Raw genomic sequence first — 14,919 nt, 5'->3', positions numbered from 1 at the left:
CGCCCCACCAGTATCGGGTCACCCGATATTCGCAGCCGTACCCGACTTCGCATGTCGGGTGAAGCGCACCTTTGTCGGGTGAAGCACCCGGTTCACGGCCGCCGCCCCGAGTAATGGACACCTGATGTCCCAAACTCGACCGAAGGGGGCCCGCCCGCCCCGAGCGTCAGCCCGGCAGCGTCAGGATCTCCGCCCCGTCCTCGGTGATGGCGATGGTGTGCTCGCTGTGGGCCGTCCGGCAGCCCGTGGCGCTGCGCAGCGTCCAGCCGTCGTCGTCCGTCACGAGTTCGGCGGTGTCGGCCATGACCCACGGCTCCAGGGCGAGCTGCAGCCCCGGACGCAGGGTGTAGCCGCGGCCGGGGCGTCCGTCGTTCGTGATGTGCGGGTCCTGGTGCATGGTCGAGCCGACCCCGTGCCCGCCGAACTGCAGGTTGATCGGGTAGCCCGCCTCCCCCAACACCTCGCCGATGGCGTGCGACAGGTCTCCGATCCGCGCCCCGGGACGAGCCGCCGCGATGCCCGCAGCGAGCGCACGCTCGGTCGCGCGGATCATCGCGACGTCCTGCGGGTCCGGCGCGTCACCGACGACGAAGGAGATCGCGGAGTCGGCGACGATGCCGCCGAGGGAGACGGCCAGGTCGAGCGAGACGAGGTCACCGTCCCGGAGGGCGTAGTCGCGCGGCAGGCCGTGCAGCACGGCATCGTTCACGGACGTGCAGATGTGGTGGCCGAAGGGGCCGCGCCCGAAGGACGGCTCGTAGTCGACGTAGCACGACAGTGCCCCGGAGTCCTCGATCATCGTGCGCGCCCACCGGTCGATGTCCAGGAGGTTCACGCCTGCCGAGCTCCGCCCCTTCAGCGTCTGCAGGATCTCCGCGACGAGAGCTCCGGTCGCGCGTCCGCGCTCGACCTCGGTGGGGGCAAGGATCTCGATCATGCGCCGACTCTCTCACGCCGTCCGGCGGCGCTTCAGCCCACGACGAGGTGCTGGTGCCCGTCCACGAGTTCCCGGACGAGGTCGAGGTGACCGGCGTGGGTGGCCGTCTCCACGAGGAGCCGCAGCAGGCACGCCCGCGCGTCCTCGAAGGGCGGGAAGGGGAAGACCTCCGCCGACGGCCACCACCGGGGCGCCGCATCGAGGTCCACGTCGGCGAGCAGCCGGGTCACCCGCTCGACGTGGTGTCGGTAGGTCGCCACGGCCTCGGCGCCCGAGGTGACGGGCACCCGCCACCCGTCGGTGATCAAGGCGATCGACTCCTCGTCGCCGCCGATGATCGCCCCGCCCCAGAAGAGCTCGTCGTCGTACGTGAGGTGCCCGAGCAGTTGCGCCATGGACCACCCCGAGGGAGCCGCGGGCCGCGTCAGGTCCCCTTCGTCCAGGCCGTCCACGGCGGCCAGCACGTGCTCGCGCTCGCTCTGGAGCTGGGCGAGCAGCAGGTCTCGTTCGCGGGTCATGCTCGCCACCCTATGGGTGGCGTCCGTTCGTCCGGTCTCGACGAGCGCACGTAGGCTGGCGCACACACCACCCCCTCCCCCGAGGAGTCCCCCATGGCTGCCCCGACCGGCCTCCGCCGCACCGTGAAGGTCCGACTGAACGGACAGGTCACCGCGACCGCCGACATCGTCCTGTCGATCGCCGTCGCCCAGCGAGACGACATCGAGTCGGAGACGATGACCATCACCGTCGACGGCAACCCGGTGGACGTCCAGGAGCTCGCCGCCGAGCACGGCACGCGCCTGCACCGGATCCGCGAGACGCCCGTCGGGCAGCTCGAGGTCGCCTACGACGCCGTCGTCGGTGACGACCAGACGATGACCCAGCTCACCCAGGGTGACGACATCACCTACCAGCGCACCTCGCGCTACTGCCCCACCGACGAACTCGGCCCGGTGGCGGCAAGCATCTTCGGCGACGCGACGGGCCGCGACCTCGTCGACAAGGTCGTCAACTGGGTCAGCGACCACCTCTCCTACGTCGTCGGCTCGAGCGGCCCCACCGACACCGCCGTCGACACGTTCCTGCGGCGTCAGGGCGTCTGCCGTGACTACGCGCACCTGACCATCTCGCTGCTGCGCGCCCGCGGGATCCCCGCCCGCCTGGTCTCGGTTTACGCGCCGGGCCTCGTGCCGATGGACTTCCACGCGGTCGTCGAGGCCTACTACGACGACGGCTGGCACATCGTCGACCCGACCCGCCTCGCGCCGCGCGACTCCATGGTCCGCATCGCGACGGGCCGCGACGCCGCCGACACCGCCTTCATCACGACCCAGACCGGCCGCTTCCGCTTCGGCGGTGTCGTGGTCAACGCGATCGTCGACCCGGTCCTCCCCCGGGAGGACACCACCGAACGGATCGACCTCAGCTGACGCCGAGCTCACACAGAGAGCCGGCCGGCCCCCGCGGAGGGGACCGGCCGGCTCTCGTGTGTCGAGCGTGGGATCAGCTGGACGCCGAAACTCCTGCCGTCTCGGTCTCGTGCGCGGCACGCAGCTCGCGCTTGAGGATCTTGCCCGCGCCGTTGACCGGCAGCTCCTGGACGAACTCGAAGCTGCGGGGCACCTTGTAGCCGGCGATCGACTCCTGGCAGTAGGCCTTGAGCTCGTCGCCGGTCACGGTCGCCTCGGGAGCGAGGACGACGACGGCGTGCACCGTCTCGCCCCACTTCTCGTGCGGGATGCCGATGACGGCCGAGGCCGCCACCGCAGGGTGGCGGCTGAGCGCGTTCTCCACCTCGGCGGAGTACACGTTCTCGCCACCCGTGACGATCATGTCCTTGATCCGGTCGACGATGTAGAGGAAGCCGTCCTCGTCGAGCTTGCCGGCGTCGCCCGTGTGCATCCAGCCGTCGCGCAGGACCGCCGCGGACTCCTCGGGCTTGCCCCAGTAGCCGAGCATGACGTTGCCGCCACGGATGCAGACCTCGCCGACCTCGCCCACGGGCACGGTCGCGCCGTCGGCGTCGATGACCTTGATCTCCGTGTGCAGCGCGGCCTTGCCGGCGGAGCGGAGGTAGTGGTCGTGGTGGTCGTCCGGCAGCAGCAGCGTGCCGACGGGCGCGACCTCGGTCATGCCGTAGGCCTGCGTCATGCGCACGCCCGGGAACTTGGCGAGCGTCCGCTTGAGGACACCCTCGGAGATGACGGAGCCGCCGTAGAGGATGCGGTTCATCGAGGAGACGTCGTACTGGTCGACATCGGGGTGGTCGACGAGCATCTGGATCATCGTCGGGACGAGAAGGATGTCCGTCACCTGGTGCTTCTGGACCGCACCGAGGACCGCGGTCGGCTCGAAGAACGGGACCGTGACGTGCGTGCCGCCGAAGACGACCTGCCCGGCCCACGCCGCCAGGTCGGCGAGGTGGAACATCGGGGCCGCGTGAAGGAAGACCGCGCCGACGCCGAGGAGCTCACCGCTGGCGATGGTGCCCAGGGCCGACGTGACCATGTTCTCGTGGCTCAGCATGACGCCCTTGGGGAAGCCGGTGGTGCCACCGGTGTAGAAGACCCCAGCGAGGTCCTTGCCCTGACGGTAGGCGTCCTCGACCGGCTCGTTGTCGGCGACGAGCGCCTCGTAGGACACGGCGCCCTCGGGCAGTTCCTTGTCGCCACAGTGCACGACCGCCTTGAGCGACGGCACGTTGGCCGTCAGCGCAGGGATCATCGGCGCGAACGCGTCGTCGACGAGGATGACCTTCGTCTGCGAGTCGTTCAGCGAGTAGATGATCTCCGCAGGGCTCCAACGGATGTTGACCGGGTTGACCGCAGCGCCGGCCCACGGGACCGCCAGCAGGTACTCGTTGTAGCGGTCGCTGTTGAGGGAGAGGATCGCGACGCGGTCGTTCTCCTCGACTCCGAGACTGTGCAGGCCGGCCGCGAGGCGGGCCACGCGGTCCGCGTGCTCCACGAAGGTGCGGGTGCGGTCGCCATAGATGGTCGCGATCTTGTTCGGCGTGGTCTGCACCGCTCTGTGCAGGCCCTGGGTCAGGTACACCTTGATCTCCCTAGGTGGTGGTGGGTGTAGCCGTTACTGGGTGTGGCTGGGGGGTGTTGCTGTGCCAATGATGCAGTGGCGGGGCGAGGAAAATCCTCGCCCCGCCATAACGAATCACTCAGACGTAGAGCTCGCCCTTCTCGGCCTTCTCCACGAGGGAGGCCGGCGGGTTGAAGTGCTCGCCGTAGGATGCGGCGAGCTCCCGGGCGCGAGCCACGAAGCCCTTCGGGCCGCCTTCGTAGCCGTTGATGTACTGGGCGACACCGCCGGTCCAGGCCGGGAACCCGATCCCGAGGATCGAGCCGATGTTGGCGTCGGCGACGCTGCGCAGGACCCCTTCGTCGAAGCACTTGACCGTCTCGAGGGCCTCCGCGAAGAGCATGCGCTCCTGCATGTCCTTGAAGGGGATCTCCTTCGTGCCCGCACCGAAGTGCTCGGCCAGACCCGGCCACAGGCCGGTGGCCTTGCCGTCGGCGTAGTCGTAGAAGCCGCCGCCGCCGGCGCGGCCGGTGCGACCGAACTCCTCGATCATGCGGTCGATGACGTCGTACGCCGGGTGGTGGTAGTACAGGTGACCCTTGCCGTCCGCCTCGAGGCCGACCTGCGTGGCCTTCTGGATCTTGCTCATCGTCGAGAAGTTGAGCTCGTCCGACAGCTTCAGCGGCGCGGCCGGGTAGCCGGCCTGGAGGCCGGCCTGCTCGATGGACGCGGCGGAGATGCCCTCGGCCACCATCGCGTTGGCCTCGTTGAGGAAGGTGCCGATGACGCGGCTGGTGAAGAAGCCACGGCTGTCGTTGACGACGATCGGCGTCTTGCGGATCTGCTGGGCGATGTCGAACGCCTTGGCGAGGGTCTCGTCGGACGTCTTGTCACCGGCGATGATCTCGAGGAGCGGCATCTTGTCGACCGGCGAGAAGAAGTGCAGACCGATGAAGTTCTCCGGCTGCTGCACGCCGTCGGCCAGGCCGGTGATGGGCAGCGAGGAGGTGTTGGAGCCGAGCACCGCGCCGGGGGCGAGGAAGGACTCGATCTCCTGGAACACCTTGTGCTTGAGCTCGACGCTCTCGAAGACGGCCTCGATGACGAGGTCGCAGCCCTCGAGGTCGCTCGGCTCGGCGGCCGGGGTGATCTTCGCGAGCAGCGCGTCGCCGGCCTCCTGCGTGGACTTGCCACGGGAGACGGCCTTGTCGACGAGGTCCTTGGAGTAACCCTTGCCGCGCTCGGCGTTCTCGAGGGAGACGTCCTTGAGGATCACGTCCATGCCGGACTTGGCGCAGACGTAGGCGATGGCCGCACCCATCATGCCGGCGCCGAGGACGCCGACCTTCTTGGCGACGTACTTCTCGTAACCCTCGGGACGGCTACCACCGGAGTTGATGGCCTGCATGTCGTAGAAGAACGCCTTGATCATGTTCTTCGAGACCTGGCCGGTGACGAGCTCGACGAGGTAGCGGGACTCGATCGTCAGCGCGGTGTCGAAGTCGACCTGCGCGCTCTCGACGGCGGCCGCGAGGATGGCGCGGGGAGCCGGGTAGTTGGCGCCCTTGAGCTGCTTGCGCAGGTTCGCCGGGAAGGCGGGCAGGTTGGCGGCGAGCGCCGGGGAGGTCGGGGTGCCACCGGGGATCTTGTAGCCCTTGACGTCCCACGGCTGGACGGGCTCCGGGTTCGCGGCGATCCACGCCTTGGCTGCGGGGATGAGGTCCTCGATGGTCGGGACGACCTCGTCGATGAGGCCGATCTCCTTGGCCTTGGCCGGGGCGAAGGTCTGGCCCTGGCCGAGCACCTTCATGACGGCGTCGGCGATGCCGAGCATGCGGACGGTGCGGACGACGCCACCGCCACCGGGGAGGAGGCCGAGGGTGACCTCGGGCAGACCGATCTTCGAGCCACGGACGTCGGCCGCGATGCGGTGGTGCGTCGCGAGCGCGATCTCGAGGCCGCCACCGAGGGCGGCGCCATTGATGGCGGAGACGACGGGCTTGCCGAGCTTCTCGAGGGTGCGGAGCTGGGCCTTGATCTCCTGGATGTCACCGAAGACGCGCTCGGCGGCCTCGGCGGTGGCGGAGGACAGGTCGCCGAGGTCACCGCCGGCGAAGAAGGTCTTCTTCGCCGAGGTGAGGATGACGCCGGTGAGGGAGTCCTTCTCGGCGACCAGGCGGTCGACGGTCGAGCGCATGGAGGCGATGTAGTCCGCGTTCATCGTGTTGGCGGACTGGTTCGGGTCATCGAGGGTCAGGATGACGACGCCGTCGGCGTCCTGATCCCAGCGGATGGTGTCAGTCATGGTGTTGCATTCCTTGTCTGTCGGACGGCGCCCTGAGGGCGCGGCAAAGGTCGGTGCGTGTGCAGAGCGCTCAGACGCGCTCGATGAGCGTCGCGACGCCCATGCCGCCGCCGATGCAGAGGGTGAGGATGGCTCGCTTCGCGCCGCGGCGCTCGAGCTCGTCGACCATCGTGCCGAGGATCATCGCGCCGGTGGCTCCGAGCGGGTGGCCCATGGCGATGGCGCCGCCGTTGACGTTGAGCTTCTCGTCGGGGATGTTGAAGTCCTTCTGGTACTTCAGGACGACGGAGGCGAAGGCCTCGTTGATCTCCCACAGGTCGATGTCGTCCGGCGTCAGGCCGGTCGTCGCGAGGAGCTTCTTGGTCGCGGGGGTCGGGCCGGTCAGCATGATCGTGGAGTCCGCGCCGCTGGTCGCCGTCCCGACGATGCGGGCACGGGGCGTCAGGCCGAGATCCTTGCCGACCTGCTCGGAGCCGACGAGCACGAGAGCCGCGCCGTCGACGATGCCCGAGGAGTTCGCCGCCGTGTGGACGTGGTTGATGCGCTCCACCTGGTGGTACTTCTGCAGCGCGACGGCGTCGAAGCCGCCGGCCTCGCCCATCGTGGCGAAGGAGGGCTTGAGGGCACCGAGGGACTCGACCGTGGAGTCCGGTCGCATGTGCTCGTCGTGGTCGAGGACGACCAGACCGTTCTGGTCACGCACGGGCACGATGGAGCGCTCGAAGCGGCCGTCGGCCCAGGCCTTCGCGGCGAGGGTCTGCGAACGAACGGCGTAGGCGTCGACGTCCTCGCGGCTGAAGCCCTCGATCGTGGCGATGAGGTCGGCACCGATGCCCTGCGGCACGAAGTAGGTGTCGTAGTTCGTGGCCGGGTCCATCGCCCAGGCGCCACCGTCGGAGCCGATCGGCACGCGGGACATGGACTCGACACCACCGGCGATGACGAGGTTGTCCCAGCCGGAGCGGACCTTCTGGCCGGCCGTGTTGACGGCCTCGAGGCCGGAGGCGCAGAAGCGGTTGAGCTGCACGCCACCCACCGTGTCGGGGAGGCCGGCCGCGAGGACCGCGGTGCGGGCGATGACCGAGCCCTGGTCACCGACGGGCGAGACGACGCCCAGGACGACGTCGTCGACGCGCTCGGGGTCAAGGCCGGGGTTGCGCTTCTTGAGCTCGTCGATGAGGCCGACGACGAGGTCGACGGGCTTGGTGCCGGTCAGCGAGCCGCCGCGGTTGCGGCCGCGGGGGGTGCGGATCGCGTCGTAGATGAACGCTTCGGAGTTGCCGGGGGTGGTGCTGGTGCTCACGTGAGCTGTCCCTTCAGTTGGTGATCTAGAGCGAGCGGGCGATGAGTTCCTTCATCACCTCGTTGGCTCCGGCCAGGATCCGCAGGACGCGGACGTCGGTGTAGATGTGGGAGATCGGGTACTCGTCCATGTAGCCATAGCCACCGAAGAGCTGGAGGCACCGGTCCGCGACCGTGGTCGCCTGGTCCGAGATCCAGTACTTCGCCATGGAGGCGGTCGCGGCATCCAGCTCGCCCCGCACGTGCTTCTCGATGCAGTCGTCGAGGAAGGTCCGCGCCACCCGCGAGATGGTGGCGCACTCGGCGAGCTCGAAGCGGGTGTTCTGCAGGGCGAACAGCGGCTTGCCGAACGCCTCGCGCGACTTCGTGTAGTCGACCGTCATGGCGACGGCGGACTCGATGGAGGCCTGGGCGATGACGGCGGTCAGCAGGCGCTCCTGCGGGAGCTGCTGCATGAGCTGGTAGAAACCCTGGCCCTCCTTCGGTCCCAGGAGGTTCTCGGTGGGGACGCGCAGGCCGTCGAAGAACAGCTCGGCCGTGTCCTGCCCCTTCTGCCCCATCTTCGAGAGGATGCGGCCGCGCGTGAAGCCCGGCGTGTTGTCGTCCACCTCGGCGACGATGAGCGAGATGCCCGCAGCGCCGGCCTCGCCGGTGCGCGCCACGATGATGACGAGGTCGCACAGGTGGCCGTTGGAGATGAAGGTCTTGGCGCCGGAGATGACGTACTCGTCGCCCTCGCGGACTGCCTTCGTCGTGATCGCCTGGAGGTCCGACCCGGTGCCGGGCTCGGTCATGGCGATGGACAGCACGTACTCGCCGCTGCACACCTTGGGCAGCCAGCGCTTCTTCTGCTCCTCGGTGGCGTAGGCCGCGAGGTAGTGCGCGACGATGCCGATGTCGACGGCGAAGCCCATCGTGACGTCACCCGCGCGGACCTGCTCCTCGATGAGGACGGCCTCGTGGGCGAAGGTGCCCCCGCCGCCCCCGTACTCCTCGGGGATCGACATGCCGAGGATGCCGAGCTCCCCGGCGCGCAGGTACATCTCCCGGTCCGGGTGACCCTGCGCGACGTGCTTCTCCGTGTTGGGGACGACGTCCTTGGTGAAGTAGGTCGCCACGAGGTCGCGGACGTCCTCGAGGTCGTCGTCGCTCCAGCGCGATCGTGTGGACAAGGTGGATCCTCCAGGGTCGTGGGGCTGGGTCACCCCAGCGCATCAAACGATGACTTTCAATTGACACTCTGTCAATAGGACGTGGGGCCGGTCACATCAGGACTGGACCACGAGATCGGCGACGAGCACACGGAGCGTGTTCGCGAGGATGTCGTGGACCTCCGGGCGGGTCAGGCTGCCCTCGCGGACCCACTCGCGGATGGCCCCCTTCGCCATGGCGCCGTAGGCGCGCCCCATCCCTCGCACGCGCGGGCTGTCGATGAGGTGCTGAGGCACGCCGACCAGGCGCAGGACGCGCCTGGCTGCGAGGTCGTCGGCCTCCGCGAGCAGCGCCTCGATCTCGGGGTCGTCACCGACGCCCTCGGCACCGACGACAGCGACGAAGGTCGTGTCGTGCTCGGAGACCATGTCGAGCAGCCAGTCGACGCAGGCGTTGACCCGCGCATCGAGGCTCGTGCCGATGGTGTCGGGCAGGGTCAGTTTGGGCACGAGCAGCATCTGCCGGACGACCTCGACGTAGAGGCCACGCTTGGTGCCGAAGTAGTGGTGCAGGAGCCCCCGGGTGACCCCGGCGGCGGCGGCCAACTCGGCCGTGGACACCGCGGCGTAGGGCCGCTCGCCGAAGAGCTCGATCGCGCACGTGAGGATCTGCTCGCGCCGAGCGTCGGGCTCGAGCCGCGTGCGTGCCGGGCTGCTGGCGCTCATCGCGCCAGCAGCCCGTGCGTCGCGAGGGTCATTCGCCCTCGGTGTGCCACGGCAGGAAGTCGGGCTGGTCCGCGCTGACCCGCCCCGGGAAGACGGGGTCACGACGCTCGAGGAACGAGGCGACGCCCTCCTTCGCGTCCGGGCTCGTGGCGCAGCTCGCGATGAGCTTCGAGTCGAGCTGGAAGGCGGGCTCCGGCGAGTCGAGCGCGCTCATCTGCAGGAGTGCCTGGCGGATCACCGCCACCGAGACGGCCGACGTCGAGGTGACGATGTCGCGGGCGAGGTCGTAGGCCCGCTCGAGCACCTCCTCCGGCGGGTGCACCGCGGACACGAGGCCCGAGGCGAGCGCCTCGTCGGCAGGGATGAGCCGCCCGGTGATCATCCACTCCGTGGCCTTGCCCAGCCCGACGATGCGCGGAAGGAACCAGCTCGACCCGCCCTCGGGATAGATCCCGCGCCGCGAGAAGACGAAGCCGAAGCGGCTGTCTGTCGACGCGATGCGGACATCAGCCGCGAGGATCATCGTCGACCCGACGCCCACGGCGGCGCCGCGGACGGCGGCGATGACCGGCTTCTCGAGGGCGAACATCGGCCGGGTGGCGCGCGTGGCGGGCTCCACCCAGTCACCTTCCGAGGCGTCGTCCGTCACCTTGAGCCGGCCGCCGCTGAGGTCGGCGCCGACGCAGAAGTGCTCGCCGGCCCCGGTCAGGACGATGACGCGGACGTCGTCGTCGGCACCGGCGGTGCGCAACGCGTGCCCCAGCTCGTCAGCCATCCCGATCGTGTAGCCGTTGCGGGCTTCGGGTCGGTTGAGCGTCACCGTGGCGATGTGGTCCGCCACGGCATAGGTGATCTGTTCGTAGTCCATGTGTCCCTCTCGAAGGTCCGGCCGCGCTCAGCATCCAGCCTTGTTGACAATCTGTCAATTGGTTGGCGCGACGATTCCGGATCCGCCGTCGACCCTGATCGGTCCGCGAGCGCGCCGTCCAGGTCAGATCGAAGGAGTCGCGCCCCTCGAGCACGAGACGCCAGCGCTTCAGCGGCTCCTCGCACGTGTAGGTGAGTCGGTCGACCTTCAGCCCACGCGACGTGTCGAACTCGCCGGGGGTCGTGGGCACGGTCTGGTTCTGGGCGGCGTAGACGAGCTCGCACTTGCCCCCGCGCATGGTGATGACGACGGCGTCGGCCTCACCCGAGTCCAGGCGGTAACCGATGCGGGTCAGGCCGAAGGCCCCGGCCTGAAGGTCGGTCCAATTGAAGTAGAAGCTCTCCTGCCAGTGCGGCAACGGCTGCGTGGGATGGAGGTGCTCGTCAGCGACGAGGATGGTCACGTCGATGCCTTTCGTGGGGATGTGGTGTGACAGGTCTGACGCGCATTCCGTGGGGGACGGGCGTCGGGTCCGGCGTTGGGGGGTGACATGATCTGGCCATGGCGGACCGGGAGATCACGCGTCGGCGTTGGCAGGGCGAGTCCCCGGACGAGCGCACGGCCGCGCGACGCGAGCGACTCCTCGAGGCGGGTCTGGAGCTGCTGGGCACCGAGGGTGCGGCAGCCGTGACGATGCGCGGCACGTGCCGTGCGGCGCGGCTCACGGAGCGCTACTTCTACGAGAGCTTCGACAGCCGCGACGACCTGCTCGTGGCCGTCCTCGACCACGTCGTCGACGGCGCCAAGATGGCCGTGCTCGCAGCGTTGGCCACGCCGGGCGAGGAGTCCATCCGCGTGCGGCACGTCGTGACCGCCTTCACCGACCACATCGCGGCGGACCGGCGACGCGGGCGCGTGATGTTCGTTGCCCCGCAGGAGGATCCGGCACTCGCCCGCCGCGGCGACGAACTCGTCGAGGACTTCATCACGCTGATGGTGGTCGCCCTCGAGTCGAGCTCCGAGGTGCCGCACTCGAAGCTCGACGTGCGCCTGAACGCGACGGCGATCTTCGGGGCGATTGCCTACCTCTACCAGGGCTGGCTGCGTCGCCGGCCGCGCGTCTCGAAGGAACGGCTCGTGGAGCACGTCTCCCTCATGATCGAGGCACAGATCCGCGTCGACAGCGCCCACGACTGAGGCCATCCGCGTCTCCTTCGACGATCGTCCTGTGCCGACCCGAATCGGCCGCACATCGGCCGCCCTCTGGCGGCCATGGATCACTGTCCATCCTGACATCACGTGATGTCAACATGTTGGACGAATTTTCTGGTGGGACGCGCCCCGCGCACGCCTGCACAAACGGGCTCGCGAGCCCCTTCGTGCGTCGCGAGCCGGTTCAAACAGGCTCGGGAAGACCACATCGGCTCGCGAGCCGTTTTGTGCAGGGAAGGTGGGGGCCGGCAAGGACACGGGTCCCGCGAGGGGGCCCGGATCAGGCGCGGGACGGCTCCGGCGGCAGGAGCGGCACCAGGGCAGCGGAGGCGAAGTCGACGAGCTCGCGATGTGTCCCCGCGGCCGCAGCAGCCGAGGGGGTCAGGACGAAGGAGTGCGCGATCCGCACGAAGGCCTCGGCCACGGGGGTGAGGCCGTCCACCGAGTCGAGCAGCCCGTCGGCGCGCGCGCCCTCGAAGATGCGCTCGACCACCGAGACGGCCGCCACGAGGATCGGTCCGGCGTCGCGGCTGAGGCTGACGAAGACGGTGTCAGGCTCCAACTCGATCATCCGATTGAGCATCGCGTGGCTGCGGATCCGCTCGATGGTCTCGGCGAACCCCACGGTGATCCGCCCCGCCAGGCTCGACTCGCGGTTGGCCGCCGACAGGACCTCGTCGAAGAGGCGTCCGGCCTCTCGGATGATGACGGAGCCGACCACTTCGTCCTTGCTGCCCACCCGGCGATAGACAGTCACCCGGTCCACGCCAGCCCGCTTGGCCACGTCCCCGATGGTGGCCCGCCGCACGCCGACGTCGGCGAAAAGTCCCAGCGCGGCATCGAGGATGCGGTCCTCGTCGGCCAGCGCGAGTGGGGTGTCCGTGGTCATCCGATCATGGTAATCGCCGCGGTCAACGCAACATCCCCTGTTGCACCGTTGCAACCCGTCAGCGTGTCACGGAAGGGCGGCCGCCGGCCGGGCGACCTTCGGCACGTCGGGCCGTCAGGCCTGACCGATCTCCTCGAGGAGCTCGACGAACCACGGGGTGGCAGGGTCGAAGCGCTTGCCACCGGCGATCCGGGGGAACTCGATGGACCGCAGCTCGCCGCCCCGCTCGACGTCGTGCCCGACGACACCGGACTCGCCGCGCAGCGCCGCGTCGACGGCGAAGGTGGTGAACTCGCGGATCAACGCGAGGTCCTTGTCGTTGGCGGCGGCCGACCGGCTGAAGTAGCCACTCTTCTGGACCATGACCTTCTCGGCCCCGATCCGGTGGGCGAACTGGTCGGCGAACCAGGCGCCGGGGTTCACCTTGTCGATCTTCACGTGCCCGAAGGGGTCGCGCGGGACCTCCCGCCCTTCGGCCTCCAAGGCCGCGACGACATCGGCGATGCCGGCGCCTTCGGACAGGAAGATCGTCACGGACCCGATCTCGTCCATGACGGCTCGCAGTCGATCGGCCTCCCCGTCGAGGTCCAGCTCGACCTCGGGCACGTAGACGGCGTGCACGTCCCACCCGCGCTGGGTCACGCCGAGGCCGGGGACGTAGTCCTGCGCCGCGGCCCAGGCGTGGTGCTCGCGCGCCGTCGCGGCGGTGAGCCAGCCACAGTTGCGCCCCATGACCTCGTGGATGACGAGCATCCTCGGGTTCGAGGTGTGTTCGGCGACGATGTTGCGGGCGAAGATCGCCCCCTGCTCGGCCGCCGTCCACGCGCCGAGCGTCTGCTCGATCGGGACGACGTCGTTGTCGATGGTCTTGGGCAGACCGACGACCGTCAGGTCGTAGCCGTTGTCGGCGAGGTAGGCCGCCAGATCCGCGGCCGTCGTGTTCGTGTCGTCGCCACCGATGGTGTGCAGGACGTCGACCCCGTCGGCACGCAATTGGGCGGCCGCGACCGCCAGCGGGTCCTGCCCCTGCTGCACGAGCCCGCGGGCCACGAGGTCGTCGACGTTGGTCAACTTCACTCGGCTGTTGCCCAGCGGGCTGCCGCCGAAGGCGTGCAACCGAGCCGCCGTTGCCCGCACGTCGTCACCGATCTCGACCGAGTCTCCGGTCAGGAGTCCCGCATAACCGTTGCGATAACCGATGAGACGCACCTCGGGGGCCACCTCGGTGTACCGCTCGATGAGCCCACCCACTGCCGATGAAAGGCAGGGCGCCAGACCGCCGGCGGTCAACATGGCGACGGTCTTGACGGTCATTTCGCGCAGGGCCTCTCGACGGTCTCAGCGGGCCGGACGAACTTCTCGGCCACGGGCACAGTATCGAGGGAGTTGAGTCCCTTCCACGTCGCCCCGATGACGAGGTCGAGACGCTTGCCGGCGCGGCCGTCCTTGACGAGTGTGGCACCCGGCACGTGGTCCTTGAGCCGTTTCATGCTCTCCGTGCCCTCGGCGCCGTACCGAATGACGGCACGACCCTGGGGCCAGGACAACTGCGGGTCGTTGCCGACGTCGCCGATCTTGAAGGACCGGTCCTTGAGCTCGTCCGCGACCGTCGCCGCGAGCCCCTCGCGGTAGGTCGTGTTGAACACGTTGACCTTGATCTGCGACGGGACCGGCGGTGGCTTGCCGGGCTCGTTGACGAGCCGCTTGAAGCCGTAGCCGATGACCAGCTCGATGTCCTCGCCACCGCGGCCGTCATTCCAGAGAGCCGATCCGGGGACCTGCTTCTGGAGGAGGAGTGCCTGGTCGATGCTGTCCGGACCGTGGTAGATCAGTGCGGACTTCTTGACGTAGACGCTGGAGTCGGCGTTGCCGACCTCGACGACCCGGAAGTCCCGCTTGGACAGCGTGGCTGCGACCTCGCTCCCCTGTCCGACCGTCTCGTTGGAGTTGATGACGCGGACGCCGAAGGAGTCGCGCGCGGGCGCGGGGCGGACATCGGGTTCACACGCCACCGGGTCGGACGTCGTGAAGAGTCCGGCGCTGTAGGCCGTGGCCACCGTCGCCGTGCCGAGCAGCAAGCCCGGCAGGGTGATCAGGGTGATGAACCGACGGCGGCGGCGGCGCTTGAAGTGCTCCGCCTCCCATGCCGACAACTCCTCGACGGGCACAGCGCGGAATCGGCCGTCGTCCGGCCGACCCCCACCCACGCTCTCCTGCTCGTCCACGTCCTGCGCTCCCCTTCGTCTCTCGCCTGGGACAATCTTGCCCCATAAGTCACACCAGTCACATCGGTAACACCTGTCGGTGATCATTTCGTCACTCGGCGGGCTCCCGAACAAGGGCTGATCAGCTCGACGGACATCGCCGTGCGAGCCAACCCCTCACCCACCAAGACGCGCGACGACCCCCGTCGGTTGTCAGGCCAAGTGTAGGGGTGTCGTCGACTCTCCGCGCACCCGTCCACCGCACGCGAAGGGGGCCCTGCCGGCAGTCCGG

14 protein-coding genes are annotated in these 14,919 nt (G+C 69.1%); 2 read left to right on the top strand and 12 right to left on the bottom strand.

What is annotated here, in order from left to right; translation table 11 throughout:
• Positions 1–166: 166 nt before the first annotated feature.
• Positions 167–937: a type I methionyl aminopeptidase gene (gene map / locus ACQBAS_RS01430; protein WP_427384547.1), complete on the bottom strand. Its 771-nt coding sequence runs from the start codon at positions 935–937 to the stop codon at positions 167–169.
• Positions 938–969: 32 nt separating this feature from the next.
• Positions 970–1,455, bottom strand: coding sequence for a DUF664 domain-containing protein (locus tag ACQBAS_RS01425; RefSeq protein WP_427384546.1), 486 nt, complete (start codon positions 1,453–1,455; stop codon positions 970–972).
• Positions 1,456–1,548: 93 nt separating this feature from the next.
• Here ACQBAS_RS01425 and ACQBAS_RS01420 point away from each other — a divergent pair, with 93 nt between their 5' ends.
• Positions 1,549–2,367: a transglutaminase-like domain-containing protein gene (locus tag ACQBAS_RS01420; RefSeq protein ID WP_427384545.1), complete on the top strand. Its 819-nt coding sequence runs from the start codon at positions 1,549–1,551 to the stop codon at positions 2,365–2,367.
• Between the two features lie 73 nt (positions 2,368–2,440).
• Here ACQBAS_RS01420 and ACQBAS_RS01415 read toward each other — a convergent pair whose 3' ends face one another.
• From ACQBAS_RS01415 to ACQBAS_RS01385, 7 genes are all read right to left on the bottom strand, one after another.
• Positions 2,441–3,991, bottom strand: coding sequence for an acyl-CoA synthetase (locus tag ACQBAS_RS01415; RefSeq protein ID WP_427384544.1), 1,551 nt, complete (start codon positions 3,989–3,991; stop codon positions 2,441–2,443).
• 118 nt (positions 3,992–4,109) lie between these two features.
• Positions 4,110–6,275, bottom strand: a complete 2,166-nt coding sequence (locus ACQBAS_RS01410; RefSeq protein WP_427384543.1) for a 3-hydroxyacyl-CoA dehydrogenase NAD-binding domain-containing protein — start codon at positions 6,273–6,275, stop codon at positions 4,110–4,112.
• Between the two features lie 70 nt (positions 6,276–6,345).
• A complete protein-coding gene (locus ACQBAS_RS01405; RefSeq protein WP_427384541.1) occupies positions 6,346–7,578 on the bottom strand; it encodes an acetyl-CoA C-acetyltransferase in 1,233 nt (410 codons plus the stop codon).
• A 25-nt stretch (positions 7,579–7,603) separates the two neighbouring features.
• Positions 7,604–8,749 carry an acyl-CoA dehydrogenase family protein gene (locus ACQBAS_RS01400; protein WP_427384540.1) on the bottom strand — a complete coding sequence of 382 codons (1,146 nt, stop codon included), beginning with the start codon at positions 8,747–8,749 and terminating at the stop codon, positions 7,604–7,606.
• Positions 8,750–8,845: 96 nt separating this feature from the next.
• On the bottom strand, positions 8,846–9,454 hold the full coding sequence (locus ACQBAS_RS01395; RefSeq protein WP_427384539.1) for a TetR/AcrR family transcriptional regulator: 609 nt from the start codon (positions 9,452–9,454) through the stop codon (positions 8,846–8,848).
• Between the two features lie 28 nt (positions 9,455–9,482).
• On the bottom strand, positions 9,483–10,322 hold the full coding sequence (locus ACQBAS_RS01390) for an enoyl-CoA hydratase-related protein (protein WP_427384537.1): 840 nt from the start codon (positions 10,320–10,322) through the stop codon (positions 9,483–9,485).
• Positions 10,222–10,785, bottom strand: coding sequence for a hypothetical protein (locus ACQBAS_RS01385; protein WP_427384536.1), 564 nt, complete (start codon positions 10,783–10,785; stop codon positions 10,222–10,224). The genes ACQBAS_RS01390 and ACQBAS_RS01385 overlap by 101 nt, the downstream gene beginning before the upstream one ends.
• Positions 10,786–10,883: 98 nt before the next feature.
• Between ACQBAS_RS01385 and ACQBAS_RS01380 the strand changes: the two genes are divergently transcribed.
• The gene (locus ACQBAS_RS01380) at positions 10,884–11,519 is read left to right on the top strand and encodes a TetR/AcrR family transcriptional regulator (RefSeq protein ID WP_427384535.1); all 636 of its coding nucleotides are present in this window, start codon (positions 10,884–10,886) and stop codon (positions 11,517–11,519) included.
• Between the two features lie 295 nt (positions 11,520–11,814).
• Here ACQBAS_RS01380 and ACQBAS_RS01375 read toward each other — a convergent pair whose 3' ends face one another.
• The 3 genes from ACQBAS_RS01375 to ACQBAS_RS01365 all read right to left on the bottom strand — a co-directional run bounded on the left by ACQBAS_RS01375 (position 11,815) and on the right by ACQBAS_RS01365 (position 14,648).
• On the bottom strand, positions 11,815–12,423 hold the full coding sequence (locus ACQBAS_RS01375; protein ID WP_427384534.1) for a TetR/AcrR family transcriptional regulator: 609 nt from the start codon (positions 12,421–12,423) through the stop codon (positions 11,815–11,817).
• A 114-nt stretch (positions 12,424–12,537) separates the two neighbouring features.
• Positions 12,538–13,737: a pyrophosphate--fructose-6-phosphate 1-phosphotransferase gene (locus tag ACQBAS_RS01370; RefSeq protein WP_427384533.1), complete on the bottom strand. Its 1,200-nt coding sequence runs from the start codon at positions 13,735–13,737 to the stop codon at positions 12,538–12,540.
• Positions 13,734–14,648: a LytR C-terminal domain-containing protein gene (locus tag ACQBAS_RS01365; RefSeq protein WP_427384532.1), complete on the bottom strand. Its 915-nt coding sequence runs from the start codon at positions 14,646–14,648 to the stop codon at positions 13,734–13,736. Before ACQBAS_RS01365 ends, ACQBAS_RS01370 begins: the two co-directional genes overlap by 4 nt.
• Positions 14,649–14,919 lie beyond the last annotated feature (271 nt).

Source organism: Janibacter zhaoxuefangae (genome assembly GCF_050271985.1).
GTDB lineage: Bacteria > Actinomycetota > Actinomycetes > Actinomycetales > Dermatophilaceae.
This window is presented reverse-complemented; position numbering and strand designations above follow the sequence as displayed.